The organism is Brachybacterium sp., assembly GCF_052095815.1.
Classification (GTDB): Bacteria; Actinomycetota; Actinomycetes; order Actinomycetales; family Dermabacteraceae; genus Brachybacterium.
This window is the reverse complement of the sequence record NZ_JBQDLF010000025.1, coordinates 19578-39917: the sequence shown is the minus strand read 5'-3', so window position 1 is coordinate 39917 and position 20340 is coordinate 19578. Positions and strand designations below refer to the sequence as shown.

Here is a 20340-nt window from a genome sequence, read left to right as displayed (position 1 = left end):
GGGGTGCACCAGCGTCCGATCGTACGCCACCCCCGCTGAGTGGAACCGGGAGGAACCGGGGATTCCCGGACGACGTGACAGGCACCTCCCCACCTCTCCGGACGCTCCCGGGGAGCACCCGGACAGGGTCTGGGAGACTGGCCCCATGAACGACGTCAGGGAGCGGCACGCCGACCGCTATGGGAAGCCGCTCGTCAGCCGACGCACCGCCCGTGTGCTCCTCGCGCTCGCTGTCGCGGCGTTCGTGGCCGTGGTGCTCTACGTGGGGATCCAGGCCGCGAGCACGCCGGTCCGTTCCGAGGTGCTCTCCTACGAGCATCTCGCCGATGACTCGATCGGCGTGGACTTCATGGTGACCATGGACCCGGGCACGGAGGCGAGCTGCCGTATCCAGGCGCTGAACAAGGGCCGTGCGCAGGTCGGTTTCGTGGAGACGGAGATCCCTGCCCAGGAGGATCGACGCACCGCGCACCACGTCGAGATCTCGACCCAGGGCGATGCGGTCTCTGCAGAGGTCGTCAGCTGCTCCGCACGGTGAGCTGGCCGCGGTGATTACTCGATGCGCGTAAACGTGCCGGGGATCCCCGGGAAAGCGTTCTGCGCGGTGTAATGTATTCCGAAACCGGCTCGACGCCGATTGATCATCACCCGCACACGGGGCGCATGAGGACATGTGCCCCGTGATTCGCGTATATGGGGATCGTTTCCCGATGCGCACTACCGAGGACGACAGGAGTGAACCCATGAGCAGCCAGCCTAATGGCGCCTGGCTCACCCAGGACGCGTACGACCGCCTGACCAAGGAGCTCGCGGAGCTCGAAGGTCCGGCACGCGCAGAGATCACGGAGCGCATCGCTGCGGCTCGTGACGAGGGGGACCTGAAGGAGAACGGCGGCTATCACGCCGCTCGTGAAGAGCAGGGCAAGATGGAGTCCCGGATCGCGGATCTCCAGCGTCTGCTGAAGAACGCCGTGGTCGGCGAGGCTCCGAAGGACGACGGCGTGGTCGAGCCCGGCATGGTCGTGGGCATCACGATGGCCGGCAAGGAGCGCACCTTCCTGCTGGGGAACCGCGAGATCGCTGACGGCGACGACGACCTCGAGGTGTACTCCTCGGAGTCGCCGCTGGGCAGCGCGATCCACGGTTCCCGGGTCGGTGACACCGTCGAGTACACGGCGCCGAACGGGAAGACGTTCTCGATCGAGATCCTGACGGCCACGCCCTACAAGGCGTGACCCGCACGGCGTGAGCCGCCGCCCGAGATCGCGGGCGCAGAGCATGAAGGAAGGCCCCCGTCCCGGCAGCTGCTGGGATGGGGGCCTTCTTTCACGCATTCAACGAGCGCCCGCCCGGGGCAGGCGCCCAGGCCGGGCGCCTCGGGGCCCGAGCGGGCGGGCGTGGAGCTCAGATGCCGTCGCGGTCCTCGCGCGCCGGGTCGTGTAGCGGGTCCTGCGGCGCGTCTCCTCCCGCGTCGGCCACGGGGGTGCCGGAAGCCGGGAGGTCCGCGTCAGGGGCCGGATCCACCGGAGCCGGATCGGAACCCGCTGTGGTGGTGGCAGGAGTCGCAGTGGCGGTGACAGGAGCCGCGGCGGTGGCTGCAGCACCGGTGGTGGCCGCGCCTCGGGGAGCGGTCTCACCTCCGCGGACCGCGCCGGCCGGGCGCACCGTGGAGGGGCGCAGCGCGGCGAAGCTCGGGATCGCGAGCTTGATCCCGCCACCGCTCTCCGCGCCCGCTGCGGGGGCTCGTTTGCGGGTGAGCGAGGCGAAATGCTCGCGGCTCGCCCTGTCCTCTCCGAGATCCGGGCTCGGGTCTCGGCCCACCACGTACAGCAGCGTGGCGTTGACGAAGGCGATCACCGGGATCGCGAACAGCGCGCCGGGGATGCCGGCGATCATCGCGCCTCCGGCGACTCCGAGGAACACCGCCAGGGGGTGCAGCTCGACAGCTTTGCCCATCAGGAACGGCTGGAGCACGTTGCCCTCGATCTGCTGCACTGCGAGCACGATCGCGAGCATGATCAGCGCCCCGATCCAACTCTTCAGCACGAGCACCAGCAGCACGGCGATCACGCCGGAGAGGATCGCGCCGACCAGTGGGATGAAGGAGAACAGGAACACGAGCAGCCAGATCGGCACCGCATAGGAGCCGAGCCCGAGCGCCACCATGCCGATGGCGATGCCGATGGCGTCCACGGCGGCGACCAGGATCTGGGTGCGCATGTACGCCGACAGCGCCTTCCAGCCCCGGCGGAACGCTTCATGGGTGGGGACCCGGGCCGCGGGCGGCAGCAGGCCCACCACCCAGCGCCAGATCCCGGCACCGCCCGAGAGCAGGAAGAACAGGGTGAACAGCGCCACCAGGATGCCGGTGACGACGTTGCCGAGCACTGCAGCGGTGCTGAGCGCTCCGGAGACCAGCTGCCCGGAATACTGCTCAAGCTGCTGGAGGCCCTCGTCGAGTGCTGCGTTCATCATCGGCAGGTCGATCTGGAAGGTCGTGGTGGCCCACTCCACGAGGCCCTGGAACCCCGTGACGGCCTTGTCCTGGATATCCGCGAACTGTGCGAACAGCTGCCGTCCGGCGAGGGTGAACATCCCGGCGATCACCAACAGCAGACCGAGCAGCGCGATGCCGCTGGCCGCAGTTCGCCCGAGGAAGGTGTAGCGGGTGAGGACCTTGACGATCGGCGTCAGCAGCGCGGCGAGCAGGATGGCGATGAGCACCGGGATCACGATGGTGGTGATCTGCAGCAGCCCCCAGATGATCAGGGCGGCGGCAGCGACGACGACGATGAGCCGCCAGGACCACGCCGCAGCTCGACGAACGCCCAGCGGGATCTCCTCGACCTCCGGCGCGAGGCTCGAGGCCCTCGGGGTGGCGCGCAGCTTCGACATGGGACTCCTTCCGTGAGCCACGGCGGCTCAGGGGCATCCTAATCACGCACGCTCGAAGATCCGCACGCGAGCGCGGGAACGGGACCGACAGCGAGACCAGGACCGGGACCGACGAAGGTCGGCCCCTGACTCACCGAGCGGGGGGCATGTGCCTGACCTCGCGGGAACTACCGTGATCCCATGCACAGTGAGCACCCGTCCTCCTCTCCTGATCTCGAGGTCCCCCACGCGCCGCCCTCCCAGGCGGCCCCCGCTCCTTCCGGAGTGACCCCCGCTCCTTCCGGAATGACTCCCGCTCCTTCAGGGATGGCCGCCGGCCCTTCAGGGATGGACCCTGCTCCCTACGGGGCGGCCCCCGCATCGCAGCCGGTCCACGGGGTCGCCGCGCCGATCGCTGCCGACGCGGCGATCCCGGAGCGGAGCGCGCTGTCGATCCGAGGCCTGCGGAAGTCCTTCGACAAGACGGAGGTCGTGCATGGGATCTCCCTGGATGTCCCCCGCGGCTCCTTCTACGGGATCGTGGGCCCGAACGGGGCGGGAAAGACGACCACGCTGTCGATGGCCACCGGGCTGCTGCGCCCGGACGGAGGCACCGCCCATGTGCTCGGGCACGACATGTGGGCCGAGCCGCAGCAGGCCAAGGCCCTGCTCGGGGTGCTCGCCGACGGGCTGCGCACCTTCGACCGGCTGACCGGTCGGGAGCTGCTCACCTATGTCGGCCTGGTGCGCGGGATGAAGGCCGACGTGGTCGAGGAGCGGATGGAGTCACTGCTGACCGCACTGGACCTCGCCGGAGAGGACGGCAAGCTCGTCGTGGACTATTCCGCCGGCATGACCAAAAAGATCCTGCTGGCCAGCGCACTGCTGCATGCGCCCCGGATGCTGGTGCTGGACGAGCCGCTCGAGGCGGTCGATCCGGTCTCCGCGCAGGTGATCCGCAAGATCCTCACCGCCTATGTCGACGGTGGCGGCACCGTGGTGCTGTCCAGCCACGTCATGGAGCTGGTCGAGGGTCTGTGCAGCCACGTCGCCATCATCGCCCAGGGCGAACTGCTGGCCGACGGCACTCTGGACGAGGTCCGTCACGGCGGCAGCCTGGTCCAGACCTTCATCGACCTGGTCGGCGGCGGCGACGTCGCGGAGGGGAGCCTGTCGTGGTTGGAGTCCTGAGCAGCGAGCACGCAGCGACCGCCTCAGCAACGGACGTCCACCACGGTGCGATCTCGCAGAAGCACCTGATCCGCCTGCAGCTGACGCTCAAGTGGACGCTGTGGAAGCGGTCCTACCGCAAGAACGTCGGCAAGCTGGTCGGCACCATCTTCGGTGTGCTGTACACCCTCGGCGCCCTGGTGGGCCTGGTGTTCCTGTTCCTGGGCACCACGCTTTGGGCTGGGGAGGGCTCGACCTTCCCGCTGATCGTGCGGGGCCTGGGGGCTCTGGCCGTGCTGCTGTGGTTCCTGATCCCGGTGGTCGCCTTCGGCCTCGACGACACCCTCGATGCGCGGGCCTTCGCGCTCTTCCCCCGCAGCGCGAAGGAGCTCCAGCCCGGCATGTTCGCCGCTGCAGCGCTGAGCCTGCCCAGCCTCTTCACGCTGCTCGCGGTTGCGATCGCGACCGGGTTCGAACTGCTGTGGCTGATCGTGTTCGGCCAGGGCGCTGCATGGATCATCCTGGGTGCGCTCGCCCTGGTGCCGGCGAATCTCGCCGCCTTCGCCCTGTGCCTGCTGCTGCCTCGCGCCTGGTTCGCGCATTCGGCGAGCCGCGCCTCCTCGCGCAGCGGGCGTGAGGTGGGCGGGATCCTCGGCTTCCTGCTCATGTTCATTGTGATCTACGGCTTCTCGCTGGGCATGCAGCGCGTCTCCGATCTCGACTTCACCCTGCTGGGGCGCATGATGCCCACGGTCGTCGAGGCGCTCGCATGGACCCCCGTCGGCGCGCTCTTCGCCGTACCGATGGATCTCGCCGAGGGCCGGGTGCTCACCGCGCTCGTCCGGGCCCTGATCGGGGCGGTCACCATCGCGCTGGTGTGGCTGTGGTGGCGACGTTCGATCGATCTCTCCCTCACCTCGGCGCTCACCGGGGATGCCTCCTCGGGGAACACCAAGGTCTCCCCGCTGGTGCCGCACTTCATCGCCCCGAGCGCCTTCGGCGCGGTGATGGGCAAGTCGCTGCGCTACTGGCGCCGCGACACCCGCTATCTCGCGGCCCTCGGCATCTATCCGGTGATCATCGTGTTCTTCGTGGCGATGGGGTTCATGCTCCCGGAATCACGACCGATGATGCTCGCGATGACGATCCTCATGTGCGGGATGAGCGGGATCAGCCTGGCCAACGAGATCGGTTTCGACGGTCCCTCGGGATGGGTCAACATCGTCACCGGACTGCCCTCCCGCGCAAACCTGACCGGCCGCATCGCCGCGATGGCGGTGCTCATGGTGCCCGGCGTGGTGGTGGCGACGATCGCGATCCCGCTCCTGTACGGGATGGCGGACCTGATGCCGATGACGGTGATGATCTCGCTGGGGGCGATGGCCTGCGGCTGGGGCATCTCGATGGTGACCGGCGTGCTGCTCCCCTATCCGAGCTCGCCTCCCGGCACCAACCCGATGAAGGACAAGTCCGCCTCGAGCTCGAACGCGATGGTCGCGATGACCGTGGCGATGGTGGGGGTGTTCGTGCCGCTGATCCCGGCGATCGGCGTGGGCATCTGGGGTGCCGTCTCAGGCAGCCTCGCCCTCACCCTGCTCGCGGGGGTGCTCGCGCTGGTGGCCGGTGTGGTCGTGTTCCTGGTGGGTCTGCGGATCGCCGTGGTGCGGCTGGACGCACGCTACCCGGATGTGTTCCAGAAGGTCCGCAACCACGTCTAGCGAGTGGCCCGCGGGCTCTGGGAGAGGTCGCGTTCCATCACCAGCGCATCGATCCGTCGGCCGCGGATCCGGTAGTAGCCGCGCCGACGGTCGATCTCCCGGTACCCGGCAGCCGCGTAGAACGCGCGCGCCCGAGTGTTGTCCTCCCGCACCTCGAGCAGCATCCGCTCGGCGCCGCCTTCCTGTGCCTGCTCCTGGCACCAGTTCAGCAGCGCCCGGCCGATGCCGGCGCCCTCGCGGCGGGTGCCGATGGTGTGCAGGTCGGCGATGTCTCCGGCGAGCATGATCCCGGCGTACCCGAGCAGCTCGCCGTTCCCCTGCGGCCCGGCCGCGGCGATGACGTAGCGACGGTCAGGGTGCTCGATCTCGGCGGCGAGCTGGAAGACGTTCCAGGCCTCGTCGGGGAACAGCTCGAGCTCGGCGAACGCGATCTCCTCGACGTCCTCGATATTCGCCGGGCGCAGCGCCCAGGCGGGGTCGACAGCCGGCTCGCCGGAGGGCACGGCGGGCGGGACTGCGGGGCCGGTCACGTCAGCGACCCAGTGCGCTCTTGCGTGCGGTGGGCTTGGCCGCATCCGGCTCGCGCAGGTACATCGGCTCGGTGCTGCTGAGATCCACGCCCCGCGCGGTCAGCGCGGCGGCGGCGAGCAGCAGATGCCCTGCATCGACATGCACCAGCTCCGCGGTGGCGGGCAGCAGGTCCGGGTAGATCCCGGTTCCGGAGCCGACCAGGATGTCGCAGGCGGTGAGCTCGTCGGCGACCGCCGCCGGGGCATCGACCGCCGGCTCGGAGATCCGGGTGACCTCACCGCTCGCCTCCCGGCGATAGCGGGCGTGGTAGACCTCGCGGCGACGGGCGTCGAGGGCCACCCCGACGGTGACGGTGCCGTCATGCGCGGCCCCTTCCTGGGCGGGGTCGAGCTCTGCGAGCGCCTGGTGGGCGAGGCCGTCGAGGGAGCTGAGCCCGTGCAGCGGTACCCCGAGCACTGCAGCGATCGAGCGAGCCGAGACCAGCCCCACCCGCAGGCCGGTGAAGGGGCCGGGGCCACGGCCCACCACGACGCCGGTGAGCTCGGACCGCTCCACTCCCGCGGCCTGCATCGCCTCGTCGATCAGGGCCAGCAGCACCTCGTCGTGGTGGCGGGAGCGCTCGTCGGCGCGGACCTGCAGGATCTCGGGTGCAGGGCCGGTGAGCTCACCGCTCGCGATGGCGACGCTCACCGCCCCGGAGGTGTCGATTCCCAGCAGCATCAGCGGTTCTCCTCGAAGGATTCGGCGGCCTCGGCGATCCCGTCGGGGCCGGTGATGGTGGCCAGCGCCGCCTCGAGGCGGGTGATCGCCGGCTCGTCCCAGCGAGGGCCGTGCGGGGTCAGCAGCAGGGTGCGCGGTTCGTCGGGGTCGTGCGGATCGTCGACATGGTCCGGGCGTTCGAGCTCGACCATCAGGTATGAGTCCACGAGGTGCTCGACCCGGTCCCGGCCCCACTCCACGACCGTGACGGCGCGGTCGAGATCTGCTTCGAGGTCGAGGTCGTCGATCTCTCCGCCCCCGCCGAGGCGATAGGCGTCCACATGGACGAGGTCGGGGCCCGCGCCGAGGCTCGGGTGGACCCGTTCGATGACGAAGGTCGGGGAGGCGACGGGCCCGCGCACGCCCAGTCCGGCACCCAGGCCCTGGGTGAAGGTGGTCTTGCCGGCGCCGAGAGGGCCGTCGAGCACCAGCAGGTCTCCGGGCTGCAGCACCGCGGCCAGCGCCCGGGCGACCGTGCGGGTCCCGTCGGCGTCGCGGGTGCGCACGGGCAGTGCTCCCCTGCGCGCATCGCTCATGAGCGCACCTCGCGGGTGACGCGTCCGGAGACGGAGGTGAGGACCTCGTAGGGGATCGTGCCGGCGGCACGCGCCCAGTCGTCAGCGGTCGAGGCGGCGGGATCGTTCGGGGCGCCGCCCGCGTCGCCGAAGAGGAACACCTCGTCGCCCGCACGCGCGTCCGTCCCCGGGCCCAGGTCGATGACGATCTGGTCCATGCTGATGCGGCCCACCTGCGGGGCCCGACGGTCCCCGGACTCGGTGCGCACGATCACGTCGCAGCGGTCGCTGGCGGCGCGGTGGAGTCCGTCGGCATAGCCGATCGGCACCAGCCCCAGGCAGGTGGGGCGGTCGGTGGCACGGAGACGGCCGTAGCCGATGCTCTGCCCCTCCGGCACCTCTTTGACCAGCGCGAGGCGGCTGGTCAGGGTCATCGCCGGGCGCAGCGGCACATCTGTGGGCACCGGCGGGTAGCCGTACAGCGCGATGCCGGGCCGCACGATGTCGCGGTGCAGATCCGGGCGTGTGAGGGTGGCTGCAGAGTTCGCGATGTGCTGCAGCGGGATCGGACCGACCTCCTCGGCGAGCGCCGCGCAGGCGGAGTCGTACAGCTCCACCTGCTGATCGGTCGACGGATCGGAGGGGTCATCCGCCGTGGTGAGGTGGGTCCAGGCGCCGGCGACCTGGATGAAATCGTCCTCCCGCATGGCGGCGCCGATCTCCCGGATCTGCCAGGGCAGCACGCCGTTGCGTCCCATCCCGGTGTCGATCTTCAGGTGCACGCGGGCGCGGCGGTCGGCCTGCCGGGCCGCCTCGGCGACCAGCGCCAGCATCTCCGGGGAGCCGACGGAGACGTCCACGCCGGAGCTGAGCACCTCGGGCAGCACAGTGCGCGCGGTGTGCGGCTCGTAGAGCCAGGTGAGGATCTGCGCATCGAGTCCGGCCCGGGCGAGTGCGAGCGCGCTCGCGGGGTGGGCGACGCCCAGCCAGGTCGCACCACCCTCGATCGCGGCGCGGGCCGCGGTGAGCATGCCGTGCCCATAGCCGTCGGCCTTGACCACCGCCATCAGCGCCGTCTGCTCCTCGAGCAGGGTGCCCAGGGCACGCGTGTTCTGCGTGATCGCCGAGGGGTCGATCACGGCCCGGTTGGGCACGTGCCGAGGGTCCTCGGCAGGGATCGGGATGGTCATCGGGCTCCTTGGATCACGGCTGGGCGCCTGCCAGGATAGTCCCGATCGCGGCGGGCAGGTGTGAGGCCACCTCGAGGGCGACCAGAGGGTGCAGGCCGTCGTGCGAGGCGAGTCGGCCGGCGCGGCCGTGGAGGATCGCGGCGAGCGCAGCAGCATCCGGCCCGGGAAGCCCCGCAGCGAGAAGGGTGCCGAGCACCCCGGCGAGCACGTCCCCGGTGCCGGCGGTCGCGAGCATCGGGGTCGCATCGTCCTGGGCCCTCAGCGGTCCACCATCCCCGGGGGCGACGAGCGTGATCGCGCCCTTCAGCAGCACGGTGGCGCCGGTGGCGCTCGCGAGGGCGGGGGCGAGGAGCACGCCCGGCAGGTCGGGGTCCAGGCCCAGGCGGCTGGCGAGCCGTTCGGCCTCCCCGCGGTGCGGGGTGAGGACCACGTCGGTGCCGAAGCGGTGCTCCGGAGTGATCGTGCCAAGGGCGCCCGCGTCGATCGCGCCACGTGCGATCGTCTTCTCTCTCGCGCCATCTCCCGTGCCATCTCCCGCGCCGTCTTCCGCGCCGTCTCCCGCGCGCAGGCAGTTCACGCCCGCAGCCGCACGAGGGTCCTCAGGTCCGAGCCCGGGGCCGACGACCAGCGCGTCGGTGCGGCCGACGGCGGTGAGGTCCACCGCGTCCGGCCCGCCCTGGGCGCGCTCGACCCGGTGCCCGACCACTTCCGGCCGCTCGCGCAGCACCAGGTCGAGCACCGTCTGCGGGGCGAGGCAGCGGACCATCCCGGCCCCAGCCCGCGCCGCGCCGGACACGGCGAGCACCGCCGCCCCCGGGTACTGCTCGCTGCCGGCTGCGAGCGCGACCACCCCGCGGGTGTACTTGGTGGCGTCCCGCCCCGGCTGCGGCAGCAGGCCACGGGCGTCGGCGTCTTCGAGACGCAGCACAGCGGGGGCGGGCAGGTGCGGGCCGAGGCCGAGGTCCACGAGGTGGAGGATGCCGGCGCGCTCGGCGCCGCCGGGCAGCAGCAGCCCGGCTTTGACCGCTCCGAAGGTGACGGTCTCGGTGGCGTGCAGGGCCTCGTCGGCGGCCTGTCCGGTGGTGGCGTCGACGAAGCTCGGCAGGTCGACCGCGATCACGGGGACTCCGCTCCCCCGCACCACCGCCAGCAGCGGGAGGAGGTCGGCGGGGACCTCGGGGCGGCCACCGATGCCGAGAATCGCATCGAGCACCAGCGTGGTCCGGGCCAGAGTGTCCTGGAGCATGCCGGGTGCGGTGTCGGCCAGCGGGAGGATCTCGCCTCCCTGCTCGCGCAGCGCAGCGGCCCCCTCGTCGTGGAGGCGATCTGCAGTGGCGATCGCGTCGGCGTGGATGCCGTCGGCGCGAAGCATCGCGGCGGCATGGAGCCCGTCGCCGCCGTTGGCACCAGCGCCGACGAGGACCAGCACCCGGGGCACGTCCGGACTGCTGGTGTCAGGGGTACCCAGTCGGGCCGCGACGTGGCCGGCCAGGGCGCGGGCGGCGCGGAGCATGAGCGGCTCCCCCGCCGCCAGCAGCGGCGCCTCCGCCGCACGCACCGCCGCCGCGGTGTGCCCGCAGATCACGGGAGCCTGCTTCCGTCGCCGGTACCGACCCCGCGTTCGGCGACGACGATCGCGGTGGCGACGTCCCCGTCGTGAGAGAGGGACAGGTGCAGGTGGGCCACGCCCTGGGCCTCGGCGGCCCGCAGGGTGGCACCGCGCAGGCGCAGGTACGGGCGGCGCACCTCGGTGCGCTCGACGGTGACGTCCTGCCAGGAGAAATCGCCTGGAGCGCCGAGGGCCTTGCCCACGGCCTCCTTGGCCGCGACCCGGGCGGCGCGCGAGGCGGCGGAGAGATGGCGTTCTGACGGGGTCAGCAGCCGGTCGAGCAGGGCGGGGGTGCGCTCCAGCATCGCGGTCAGGCGCGCGATCCCCACCACGTCGATGCCGACGCCCGCGATGGTGCCATCATCCTGGGGCGCGAACGCCCGGCCCCCGAAGCTGTGATCGGGGCCGGGCGTCGGCGATGCAGTCGGAGAAGTGCTCACCCCGGCAGTATCACACCCCCGCCTGGGCTGAGCGGGAGTGCCGGCTCACTCCACGGTGACGGACTTGGCGAGGTTGCGCGGCTGATCCACATCCAGGCCCTTCGCCGTCGCCAGCTCGCAGGAGAAGATCTGCAGCGGGATGACGGTCAGCAGCGCGGCGAAGAGGGTGCGGGTGGCGGGCACCCGGATCACCACATCGGCATAGGGCAGCACCGCATCGTCGCCCTCCTCGGCGATCACCAGGGTGCGGGCGCCGCGGGCGCGCACCTCCTGGATGTTCGAGACCACCTTGGAGTGCAGGGAGTGACGGCCGTTCGGGGAGGGCACGATGACGAACACCGGCTGTCCCTCCTCGACCAGGGCGATCGGGCCGTGCTTGAGCTCCCCGGCGGCGAAGCCTTCGGCGTGGATGTAGGCGATCTCCTTGAGCTTGAGCGCGCCCTCCATCGCCGTCGGGTAGCCGACGTGGCGGCCCAGGAAGAGCACGCTGGTGGCGTCCTTCATGTCGCGGGCGAGCTGCTCGACCTGTGCGGAGTTGTCCAGCACCTGCTGGATCTGGTCCGGGAGCTGCTCGAGGTCGCCCATCAGCGCCGCGATCTCGTCGGGGTAGAGGTTGCCGCGCACCTGGGCGAGGAACAGGCCCAGCAGGTAGCAGGCGGCGATCTGGCCGAGGTATGCCTTGGTGGAGGCGACCGCGATCTCGGGGCCGACGTGCAGGTACAGCGCCGCATCCGCCTCGCGCGGGATGGTCGAGCCGCGGGTGTTGCAGATCGCGATGACCTTCGCGCCCTGTTCCCGGGCGTGGCGCACAGCCATCAGGGTGTCCATGGTCTCGCCGGACTGGGAGATCGCGACGACGAGCGTCTTCTCGGTGACCACGGGGTCGCGGTAGCGGAACTCGTGGGCGAGCTCGACCTCGGTGGGGATGCGGCACCAGTGCTCGATCGCGTACTTCGCGACGGCGCCGGCATTCGCGGCGGTGCCGCACGCGACCACGACGATCTTGTCGATGCTGCGCAGCACGGAGGGGTCGATGTCCATCTCGTCGAGCTTCAGGGAGCCGTCCTCGAGGCGGCCCCGCAGGGTGTCCGCGACGGCGCTGGCCTGCTCGTGGATCTCCTTGGCCATGAAGGAGTCATAGCCTCCCTTCTGCGCGGCCGCGGCGTCCCACTCGATCGTGTATCGCTTGGCGTCGGTGACCTCGTTGCCGTCGAAGTCGATGATCGACACGGAGTTCGCAGTGACGGTGACGACCTGGTCCTGGCCGATCTCGAGGGCCTCCTTGCTGGAGTCTACGAAGGCGGCGACGTCCGAGCCGAGGAAGTTCTCGCCCTCGCCGAGGCCCACCACCAGCGGGGAGTTGCGGCGGGCGGCGACCACAGTGTCCGGGGCGTCCTTGTGCACAGCCAGCAGGGTGAAGGCACCCTCGAGGGAGGCGGCGCTGCGGCGCATCGCCTCGGTGAGGTCCCCGGCCTGCTCCATCTCGCGGGCGATCAGGTGTGCGGCCGCCTCGGAGTCGGTCTCGGAGGTGAAGAGGAAGCCGTCGGCCTCGAGCTCGGCGCGGAGGTTCGCGAAGTTCTCGATGATGCCGTTGTGCACCACGGCCAGCTCCCCCTCGCGGCCGCCCAGGTGGGGGTGGGCGTTGAGGTCGGTGGGTGCTCCGTGGGTGGCCCAGCGGGTATGGGCGATGGAGACCCCGCCGGTGGTCTCGGCGGCGTCCTGGAGCGCCTCGCGGAGGTTCGCGAGCTTGCCGGCGCGCTTGGTGACGCGCACGGAGCCGTCATCGATCACGGCCACGCCCGAGGAGTCATATCCGCGGTACTCGAGGCGAGCGAGGCCCTGAAGGGCGACGTCCACCGGACGGGAAGAGGGGCTCTTGGCCCGAGGGCCTGCATATCCGACGATTCCACACATGCCGCTCACGCTAATGATCGCGGGAGAGTTCGGCACTCCCCGTGCGGATTCCGTGAGAGGCCTTCCTCACGATGGCGGACCCCGGCGCGCAGCCATGGCCAATGGCTGCACATAGTGAGCAGAAATGAGCAGGCATTCATGCGCGGAGCTGACCGCCTCTCGCCTGCGCTCCGCCCGAGTCGCACCACGCCGCACCCGTGGCCCGGGCCCGCACCGCGAGCTGGAACAATCACCCCATGAAGTCTGCGTCGACGTCGAGCACCGTCACTCCTTTCGAGGAGATCCCCCGGGAGGACTGGGCACGGCTCTCGCAGCAGACCCCGCTGCCGCTGTCCGAGGAGGACGTCACCCGGCTGCGCGGCCTCGGCGATCGACTCGACCTGCAGGAGGTCGACGCCGTCTATCGGCCGATCTCGCGCCTGTTGAACATCCAGGTCGCCGCCGCCCAGGCGCTGCGCCGGAACCGCGAGGACTTCCTCGATCAGCACCAGCAGCGCACCCCGTACGTGATCGGAGTGGCCGGCTCAGTGGCGGTCGGCAAGTCCACCACCGCCCGACTGCTCCGGGAGCTGATGGCCCGCTGGCCGGATACCCCGCGGGTGCAGCTGGTGACCACCGACGGATTCCTCTACCCCAACGCCGAGCTCGAGGCGCGGGGCATCATGCAGCGCAAAGGCTTCCCCGAGAGCTACGACCGGCGCCGCCTGCTGCGCTTCGTCGCCGACGTGAAGGCCGGGCACGAGCGCGTCGAAGCGCCGATCTACTCCCACCTGACCTACGACATCCTCAAGGACGAGCGCGTGGTGGTCGAGCAGCCCGACGTGCTGATCGTCGAGGGGCTGAACGTGCTGCAGCCGGCCCGTCCCCGCCGCGACGGCCGCCTCGGGATGGCCGTCTCGGACTTCTTCGACTTCTCCGTCTACGTCGATGCGCGGATGGAGGACGTGCAGCGCTGGTACGTGGACCGCTTCCTGCAGCTGCGGCGCACCGCCTTCTCCAACCCCCGCTCCTACTTCCGCCGCTACGCGGAGCTCACCGACGAGGAGGCCAAGGAGACGGCGCTGGGGATCTGGCGCTCGATCAACGGCCCGAACCTCACCGAGAACGTAGTCCCCACCCGGGGCCGCGCCGACCTGGTGCTGCGCAAGGACGGCCAGCACCGCGTCCACTCGGTGCTGCTGCGGAAGGTGTGAGCGGCCCGGTTGTCATCGCGCATAGACCCCTGACAGCGAGACACCCCCCGATCACGGGACCCCTCACGCGACACGCCCGCCGAGACCACCGATCCCATCCGTTTCTGGCAGGAATCCGCGTTCTCGACGGGCGTGCCCCGAGACCGGAGAGGGTCAGAGACCCACGCGCTCCCGGACGATGACGGCGAGGCGCTCGGCCATCTCGGTGGCCTGCTCATCGGTGGGGGCCTCGACCATGACGCGCACGACGGGCTCGGTACCGGAGGGGCGCAGCAGCACCCGGCCGGTCTCCCCCAGCTCCTGCTCCACTGCGGCGACGGCGTCGGCGACCCCGCGGTCGATGGTGGCTTTGGCCTTGTCGATGTTCTTGACGTTGATGAGCGCTTGCGGGAGGCGGGTCATCACGTTCGCGAGGTCCCGGGCGGTGCGGCCGGTCTCGGCCATCCGCTGCATCAGGTGCAGGGCGGTGAGCTCGCCGTCGCCGGTGGTGGCGTGCTCGGCGATGATCACGTGCCCGGACTGCTCGCCGCCGATGGAGTAGCCGCCGAGGTTCATCTCCTCGAGCACGTAGCGGTCGCCCACGCCGGTCTGGCCCAGCACGATGCCGTGCTCCTTCATGGCGAGCTTGAGGCCCAGGTTGCTCATGACGGTCACCACGAGGGTGTCGTCGTGGAGCTTGCCTCGCTCCTTGAGGTCCAGCGCGAGGATCGCCATGATCTGGTCGCCGTCGATGATCTCGCCGTCGGCGGCGACTGCGAGGCAGCGGTCCGCGTCGCCGTCGAAGGCGACGCCGATGTCCGCGCCGTGCTCGAGCACCGCGGCCTGCAGCGGCTCGAGGTGGGTGGAGCCGCAGCCGTCGTTGATCAGGCCGCCGTCGCTGCGGTCGCCGATCACGTGCACGGTCGCACCGGCACGGCGCAGGGCGTCGGGGCCGGTGAGATAGGCGGCGCCGTTGGCGCAGTCCGCGACCACGGTCAGGCCGGCCAGCGGCCGGTCCAGGGTGGAGACGAGGTGCTGGACGTAGGCCTCGACGGCGCCCTCGTAGCGGGAGATGGTGCCGACGTCGGTGCCCTGGGGGCGGTCCCATTCCTCGCCGAGGCGGGCCTCGATGGCGTCCTCGACCTCATCGGGCAGCTTGGTGCCGCCGCGGGCGAAGAACTTGATGCCGTTGTCCGGGGCGGGGTTGTGCGAGGCGGAGATCATCACGCCGAGGTCCGCACCGGTGGACTGCACGAGATACGCGAGGCCCGGGGTGGGCAGCACCTCGGCGTCGAGCACATCGACTCCGGCGGCGGCCAGGCCCGCGCTCACCGCGGCGGAGAGGAAGTCGCCGGAGGGGCGGGTGTCGCGGGCGACGATCGCGCGGGGCCGGGTGCCGCCGAAGGCCCCCAGGGTGCCCAGTACGTGGGCAGCGCCCACGGACAGCTCGACCGCGAGCTCCGCAGTGATGTCGCCGTTCGCGCGTCCGCGCACTCCGTCGGTGCCGAAAAGTCGTGCCACAGGATTCTCCTCATGAGGATTCGGGGTCTGCGGGCCCCCGTGAGCACTGCCGCGCAGGCGTGTCGCGCGCAGGTTCCAGGCCGGAGGTCCGCTGTGAGACTACCCGCTGGCGGGGGCCCTACTCCTCAGGTTCCTCGTCACCGAGGGGTTGCGCCGGTTACTTTGGAGGGATGTCCGATCCCGTCCTGCTCCCCCGCCTGCTGCCCTCCGCGATCAGCCATCACGTGGGTGATCGCTCCGCGAGCAGGGGCCTCGGTGCAGCCCGGGCCGGCCGTGTCGCAGATCTCCGCTGGGAGGCGGAGTCCTCGACCGTGTCGGCCGAGGTCGCCGAGGAGGATGGCACGCTCCGCCATCCCGAGGTGCAGCTGACGGAGTACGAGGAAGACTCCGTCTCCCGCCGCTTCCACTCTCCGGGGCCCGGTGGTCTGTGGCGGCCCCGCGGCTCCGCCTGCGACTGCTCCGTCGGCGAGGCGTGCGTGCACGTCGCGGCGACCCTCTACCGGCTCAATGACCTCGGTTCCGAGGTGGTGCGGGAGAGCCCGCCCGCCGAATGGCGCAGCGTGCTGCGACCCCTGCTGAACGCGACGCCGACCACCGACGGAGGCAATGCCGCGATGCCCCGCCCGCTGGCCCTGCGCTTCGATCTCGAGGCGGGCACCTCCGGGACCAGCACCTCCCGTCATCATCGCGAGATCGCGACCCCCGCCCATGTCGAGGCGGGCGCCGAGCTATGGCTGGGGATGCGGCCCCTGACCCGTGGCCGCAAGGGCGCCTGGATCAAGGGGGACCTGTCGTGGCGCACCTTCGAGTTCCGCCTCGCCGGTCGGGAGTACGACCCGACCCATGGCGAGGCGCTGACCCGCATCTTCGCCGCCGCCTCGGTGGAGCGCTCCTACTCCAGCGGGGCGATCGATCACCTCTGGCTGAACTCGATCACCTCCCCTCTCCTGTGGCAGTCCCTCGAGCATGCCCGGGGTGCTGGGGTGGAGTTCCTGCCCGGCAGCGGGCTGGCCGCCATCGACCTGGTGGCCGGTGGAGAGGTGGGACTGGACCTGCAGTCCGACGACACCGCCGGGGAGCTGTACGTGCGGCCCCGCATCGCCGTGGCTGGCGAGAAGGCGCTCCGAGGTCGGCTCCTCGGGGCGTCCGGGGTGCTGGATGTGGAGACCACGGAGGACGGGCTGCTGGCCGCTCGCCTCGCCCCGCTCGGCTCCTCGGTGCCGCGCGCCCTGCGCTCGCTGCTGCATCGCCGGGAGCCGCTGGTGATCCCGGCGGAGGATCGCCAGGCCTTCCTCGAGGTCGCCTACCCGCAGCTGCGGACCCTGACCACCATGACGAGCCTGGACGGCAGCGTGGAGCTGCCGGCGGCGCGCCGGCCCACCCTGCACCTCACCGCCGCCTACGCCTCGGGGGACCGTCTGTCCCTGCGCTGGTCCTGGCGCTATCACGACCCGGACCGGCGCCTGCCGATGGATCAGCGCCAGGGCGCCCACCGCGACCTGGCCCACGAGGAGGAGGTGATCGCCGCGGCGATGACCCTGTGGCCGCTGGAGGCGACGGACTCCCCCGAGCTGCTCAGCGGCACCGACACCGCCGATTTCACCGAGCACGTGCTGGACGACCTTGCCGCGATGGACCATGTCGAGGTCGAGATCACCGGCACCCGCCACGCCTATCGCGAGCTGGACAGCGCCCCGAATGTGCGCGTCACCCAGCAGGCCTCGCCCGGGAAGAACGACTGGTTCGACCTCGGTTTCGAGATCACCATCGAGGGCCGGCAGATCCCGTTCCCGAGCCTGTTCGTGGCACTCGCCCGGGGCAGCGCGAAGCTGCTGATGCCCGATCGCACCTACTTCTCGTTGGACCATCCGGCCTTCGACGCGCTGCGGGAGCTGATCCGCGAGGGTGAGGCGCTCGCGGAGTGGGAGCCGGAACGGCAACGGATCTCCCGCTTCCAGGTGGACATGTGGAACGACCTCCAGGAGGTCGCCGACGAGACGGTCGCGAGCAGCGAGTGGAGCCGCACCGCGCTGTCCCTGCGCTCGCTCGAGGACACGCCACCGCCCCCGCTCCCGCGCGGCCTGCAGGCCGAGCTGCGTCCCTACCAGCACGAGGGCTTCACCTGGCTGGACTTCCTCTTCACGCACGGGCTCGGCGGGGTGCTGGCCGACGACATGGGCCTGGGCAAGACGGTCCAGACCCTCGCCCTGATCGCCCGTGCCCGCGAGCAGGATCCGCAGGCTCCGCCGTTCCTGGTGGTCGCCCCTGCCTCGGTGCTGCCGGTGTGGCGACGTGAGGCCGAGCGTTTCACCCCCGGCCTGACGGTGCGGGTGCTGGACCGCACCGCCGCCTCCCGCGGCACGGACCTTCCCGCCGCAGCGATCGGGGCTGATCTGCTGGTGACCAGCTATTCGGTGCTGCGCATCGATGAGGAGGAGTTCGCGAGCTCTCGCTTCCAGGGCTTCGTGCTCGATGAGGCGCAGTTCGTGAAGAATCGCCGCTCGCGCACCCACCGCGCCGCGAAGGGTGTGCAGGCCAGCTTCCGGCTCGCGATCACCGGTACCCCGATGGAGAACTCCCTGGACGATCTGTGGGCGATCCTCGATCTGGTCGCCCCGGGTCTGCTGGGCACCGCGATCGGGTTCCGCAAGCAGTACACGCTGCCGGTCGAGTCCGGTGACCACCCCGGCCGGATGGAGCTGCTGCGCCGCCGGGTGCGGCCGTTCCTGCTGCGCCGCACCAAGGAGCTGGTCGCCGCGGAGCTGCCCGAGAAGCACGAGGAGGTGCTCATGGTGACCCTCTCGCCGGAGCATCGTGCGGTGTACGACTCGGTGCTGCAGCGAGAGCGGAAGAAGGTGCTGGGCCTGATCGACACGGATCTTGATCGCAGCCGTTTCATCGTGTTCCGTTCCCTGACGCTGCTGCGGATGCTCGCGCTGGATCCGGCTCTCGTCGACGCCGAGGAGTACGCGGACGTACCCAGCTCGAAGCTCGAGGCGCTGTTCGATCGTCTCGAGGAGGTGATCGGCGACGGGCACCGGGTGCTGCTGTTCAGCCAGTTCACCTCCTACCTGGACCGGGTTGCGGCCGAGCTCGAGCGGCGTGGGGTGGGCTATTCGCATCTGGACGGTTCCACCCGCGACCGGGATGCGGCGGTGACCGGCTTCCGGGAGGGCGATGCCCCGGTGTTCCTGATCTCGCTGAAGGCGGGCGGCTTCGGCCTCACCCTCACCGAGGCGGACTACGTCTTCCTGCTGGACCCGTGGTGGAACCCTGCCGCGGAGAACCAGGCTGTGGACCGTGCGCACCGCATCGGTCAGGAGCGCCAGGTGATGGTGTACCGGATGATCGCGGAGGACACGATCGAGGAGAAGGTGCTCGCGCTGCAGCGGCGCAAGGCCGAGCTGTTCGATGCCCTCACCGATGGTGGCGAGGCGTTCCGCTCCGCGGTCACTGCGGAGGACCTGCGTGAGCTGCTGAGCTGAGTCGGCTCGCTCAGCGTTTCCAGGGCGTCGCGGCGGTGCCGTATGCGCCGATGGGCTGCTCGATGCTCGCCTCGGCCACCCGCAACGGGGGCGGGACGGCGTCGAGCAGGGACCCGGCCGACTCCACTCGCACCCGGGGCACCTCCAGCATCGCCGGGGCCTCCGACGGCGGTGAAGGCATCGCCAGCAGAGTGTGGGCCGCGCCGAGCAGGCTGAGCCGCAGTGTGCTCGCCCGCGCGCGGGCCAACGCCTCCATCACCTGCGCGGCCAGCATCTGCCCGGTGGAATGGTCGAGGGCCTGGACGGGCAGCGCTCCCGGCCGCCCTTCTGCACCGCATTCGACGGCGATGCCGGTGGCAGCCTGGACGATCGAGTCGAAGCCGGCGCGGTGTGCCCATGGCCCCGTCTCACCCCAGGCGGAGAGGGAGACGATCACTGCCCGCGGCGCCAGCTGCTCGAGCTCCTCGATGCCGAGACCCAGTGTGGCAAGGGCCCCCGGTCGATAGCCCCACACGATCACATCAGCCTCGGCGGCGAGTGACCGGAGCTGCTCCGGGGCGCGGCGCAGGTCCAGCTGGGCGCTGCGCTTGCCCATCCCGGTGGAGAGGTGCTGGTCCAGGAGCTCCGGGAGATGCGGCGGGTCGATGCGCAGCACGTCCGCGCCGAGGCAGGCGAGCAGCTGGGTGCCGCTGGGACCTGCGATCACCCGGGTCAGGTCCAGCACCCGCACCCCTGCCAGCAGGGCGAGCGCGGTAGTCCCGGACGTGTTCGTCGCCGGGGGAAGCGCCGGGCGCTCCCCGCGGTCGGTGACGCTCACCCATTCGGCTTCCTGCGGCGCGCTGAGAGCGTCTTGCCGCGCCCGGGCCTGGGGATGCGCGGCCCACTCCTGCCTGGTGCGGACCCGCGCCGCGATGCCGCCGGCCGCGGTGACCTCCTCCTCGATCTCTGCGGCGTCGCGCCGTGCGATCGCACGCTCGAGCCCAGCCCGGTCCTGCACCCCGAGCACGCGGCGGAGCACCTCGGCATGGTGGGGGTAGTTCCCGTGCAGCCGCACCCAGCCGTCCCGAGCCTCGAGGAAGCCGGAGAATTCACCCCACGGCTGCGGGACCCGCCCGTCGATCCGCAGATGCTCGATCGCCGAGAAGGACGCTGCGACGAGCCCCGGGGCGGTGGCGATGGTGAGGTGGAGGCCGCGCGCTGTCGCGAGCTCGGCGGCGGCATCCCGCGCTCGCCCCACAGAGGACCAGGCCAGCTGTTCGACATCGAACGGGCCGGTCCACCAGCGGCGCGGGGTGAATGCCCAGTCTTCGGCGGCGTCTCCAGCGGCGACCATGTCCGGAGCCTAGCGGGGCGGGCCGCCCACTCGCGCGAGCACCCCCGCAACGCGACGATGCCCCCGACCCGGAGGTCGAGGGCATCGTGCGTGCAGCGTGAAGGGTGCG

At 71.1% G+C, this 20340-nt stretch carries 16 protein-coding genes; 6 read left to right on the top strand and 10 right to left on the bottom strand.

The genetic code is table 11. The annotated features are described in order from the left end of the window. Positions 1 to 145 precede the first annotated feature (145 nt). On the top strand, positions 146 to 538 hold the full coding sequence (locus ACTH43_RS11060) for a DUF4307 domain-containing protein (protein WP_441444953.1): 393 nt from the start codon (positions 146 to 148) through the stop codon (positions 536 to 538). A 205-nt stretch (positions 539 to 743) separates the two neighbouring features. Further along, positions 744 to 1235, top strand: a complete 492-nt coding sequence (greA, locus tag ACTH43_RS11055) for a transcription elongation factor GreA (RefSeq protein WP_441444952.1) — start codon at positions 744 to 746, stop codon at positions 1233 to 1235. Positions 1236 to 1404: 169 nt separating this feature from the next. On the opposite strand, the gene ACTH43_RS11050 is transcribed toward greA, so the two are convergent. After that, positions 1405 to 2895 carry an AI-2E family transporter gene (locus ACTH43_RS11050; protein ID WP_441444951.1) on the bottom strand — a complete coding sequence of 497 codons (1491 nt, stop codon included), beginning with the start codon at positions 2893 to 2895 and terminating at the stop codon, positions 1405 to 1407. Positions 2896 to 3075: 180 nt separating this feature from the next. Between ACTH43_RS11050 and ACTH43_RS11045 the strand changes: the two genes are divergently transcribed. Both ACTH43_RS11045 and ACTH43_RS11040 read left to right on the top strand, forming a co-directional pair. Further along, positions 3076 to 4065 (top strand): ABC transporter ATP-binding protein, encoded by a 990-nt coding sequence (locus tag ACTH43_RS11045; protein ID WP_441444950.1) that lies wholly within the window; start codon positions 3076 to 3078, stop codon positions 4063 to 4065. After that, on the top strand, positions 4050 to 5762 hold the full coding sequence (locus tag ACTH43_RS11040) for a hypothetical protein (RefSeq protein WP_441444949.1): 1713 nt from the start codon (positions 4050 to 4052) through the stop codon (positions 5760 to 5762). Before ACTH43_RS11045 ends, ACTH43_RS11040 begins: the two co-directional genes overlap by 16 nt. Here ACTH43_RS11040 and ACTH43_RS11035 read toward each other — a convergent pair. The 7 genes from ACTH43_RS11035 to glmS are packed head-to-tail and all read right to left on the bottom strand — an operon-like array spanning position 5759 to position 12720. Continuing rightward, on the bottom strand, positions 5759 to 6292 hold the full coding sequence (locus ACTH43_RS11035; protein ID WP_441444948.1) for a GNAT family N-acetyltransferase: 534 nt from the start codon (positions 6290 to 6292) through the stop codon (positions 5759 to 5761). The genes ACTH43_RS11040 and ACTH43_RS11035 overlap by 4 nt on opposite strands. A gap of 1 nt (position 6293) precedes the next feature. Further along, positions 6294 to 7013, bottom strand: coding sequence for a tRNA (adenosine(37)-N6)-threonylcarbamoyltransferase complex dimerization subunit type 1 TsaB (gene tsaB / locus ACTH43_RS11030; RefSeq protein ID WP_441444947.1), 720 nt, complete (start codon positions 7011 to 7013; stop codon positions 6294 to 6296). Beyond that, positions 7013 to 7588: a tRNA (adenosine(37)-N6)-threonylcarbamoyltransferase complex ATPase subunit type 1 TsaE gene (gene tsaE, locus ACTH43_RS11025; protein WP_441444946.1), complete on the bottom strand. Its 576-nt coding sequence runs from the start codon at positions 7586 to 7588 to the stop codon at positions 7013 to 7015. Before tsaE ends, tsaB begins: the two co-directional genes overlap by 1 nt. Beyond that, positions 7585 to 8757: an alanine racemase gene (gene alr, locus ACTH43_RS11020; protein ID WP_441444945.1), complete on the bottom strand. Its 1173-nt coding sequence runs from the start codon at positions 8755 to 8757 to the stop codon at positions 7585 to 7587. The genes tsaE and alr overlap by 4 nt, the downstream gene beginning before the upstream one ends. A gap of 13 nt (positions 8758 to 8770) precedes the next feature. Beyond that, the gene (locus ACTH43_RS11015; protein WP_441444944.1) at positions 8771 to 10342 is read right to left on the bottom strand and encodes an NAD(P)H-hydrate dehydratase; all 1572 of its coding nucleotides are present in this window, start codon (positions 10340 to 10342) and stop codon (positions 8771 to 8773) included. Next, positions 10339 to 10806 (bottom strand): holo-ACP synthase, encoded by a 468-nt coding sequence (locus tag ACTH43_RS11010; RefSeq protein ID WP_441444943.1) that lies wholly within the window; start codon positions 10804 to 10806, stop codon positions 10339 to 10341. Before ACTH43_RS11010 ends, ACTH43_RS11015 begins: the two co-directional genes overlap by 4 nt. A 45-nt stretch (positions 10807 to 10851) precedes the next feature. Next, on the bottom strand, positions 10852 to 12720 hold the full coding sequence (gene glmS, locus ACTH43_RS11005) for a glutamine--fructose-6-phosphate transaminase (isomerizing) (protein ID WP_441444942.1): 1869 nt from the start codon (positions 12718 to 12720) through the stop codon (positions 10852 to 10854). 236 nt (positions 12721 to 12956) lie between these two features. On the opposite strand from glmS, the gene coaA reads away from it, so the two are divergent. Beyond that, complete coding sequence (gene coaA, locus ACTH43_RS11000; protein ID WP_441444941.1) at positions 12957 to 13913, top strand: type I pantothenate kinase; 957 nt, start codon at positions 12957 to 12959, stop codon at positions 13911 to 13913. A 153-nt stretch (positions 13914 to 14066) separates the two neighbouring features. Here the strand turns inward: coaA and glmM are convergent, their stop codons facing one another. Further along, positions 14067 to 15413, bottom strand: coding sequence for a phosphoglucosamine mutase (glmM, locus tag ACTH43_RS10995; protein WP_441444940.1), 1347 nt, complete (start codon positions 15411 to 15413; stop codon positions 14067 to 14069). A gap of 170 nt (positions 15414 to 15583) precedes the next feature. Between glmM and ACTH43_RS10990 the strand changes: the two genes are divergently transcribed. After that, positions 15584 to 18898, top strand: a complete 3315-nt coding sequence (locus tag ACTH43_RS10990) for an SNF2-related protein (protein ID WP_441444939.1) — start codon at positions 15584 to 15586, stop codon at positions 18896 to 18898. Positions 18899 to 18908: 10 nt separating this feature from the next. Here ACTH43_RS10990 and ACTH43_RS10985 read toward each other — a convergent pair whose 3' ends face one another. Continuing rightward, complete coding sequence (locus ACTH43_RS10985; RefSeq protein ID WP_441444938.1) at positions 18909 to 20231, bottom strand: CoA transferase; 1323 nt, start codon at positions 20229 to 20231, stop codon at positions 18909 to 18911. Positions 20232 to 20340: the final 109 nt, after the last annotated feature.

Coding starts and splice junctions, on each gene's coding strand:
- ACTH43_RS10990 (WP_441444939.1), top strand. CDS start 15,584: ATGTCCGATCCCGTCCTGCTCCCCCGCCTGCTGCCCTCCGCGATCAGC.
- tsaE (WP_441444946.1), bottom strand. CDS start 7,588: ATGAGCGATGCGCGCAGGGGAGCACTGCCCGTGCGCACCCGCGACGCC.
- greA (WP_441444952.1), top strand. CDS start 744: ATGAGCAGCCAGCCTAATGGCGCCTGGCTCACCCAGGACGCGTACGAC.
- ACTH43_RS11060 (WP_441444953.1), top strand. CDS start 146: ATGAACGACGTCAGGGAGCGGCACGCCGACCGCTATGGGAAGCCGCTC.
- tsaB (WP_441444947.1), bottom strand. CDS start 7,013: ATGCTGCTGGGAATCGACACCTCCGGGGCGGTGAGCGTCGCCATCGCG.
- ACTH43_RS10985 (WP_441444938.1), bottom strand. CDS start 20,231: ATGGTCGCCGCTGGAGACGCCGCCGAAGACTGGGCATTCACCCCGCGC.
- coaA (WP_441444941.1), top strand. CDS start 12,957: ATGAAGTCTGCGTCGACGTCGAGCACCGTCACTCCTTTCGAGGAGATC.
- alr (WP_441444945.1), bottom strand. CDS start 8,757: ATGACCATCCCGATCCCTGCCGAGGACCCTCGGCACGTGCCCAACCGG.
- ACTH43_RS11050 (WP_441444951.1), bottom strand. CDS start 2,895: ATGTCGAAGCTGCGCGCCACCCCGAGGGCCTCGAGCCTCGCGCCGGAG.
- glmS (WP_441444942.1), bottom strand. CDS start 12,720: ATGTGTGGAATCGTCGGATATGCAGGCCCTCGGGCCAAGAGCCCCTCT.
- ACTH43_RS11045 (WP_441444950.1), top strand. CDS start 3,076: ATGCACAGTGAGCACCCGTCCTCCTCTCCTGATCTCGAGGTCCCCCAC.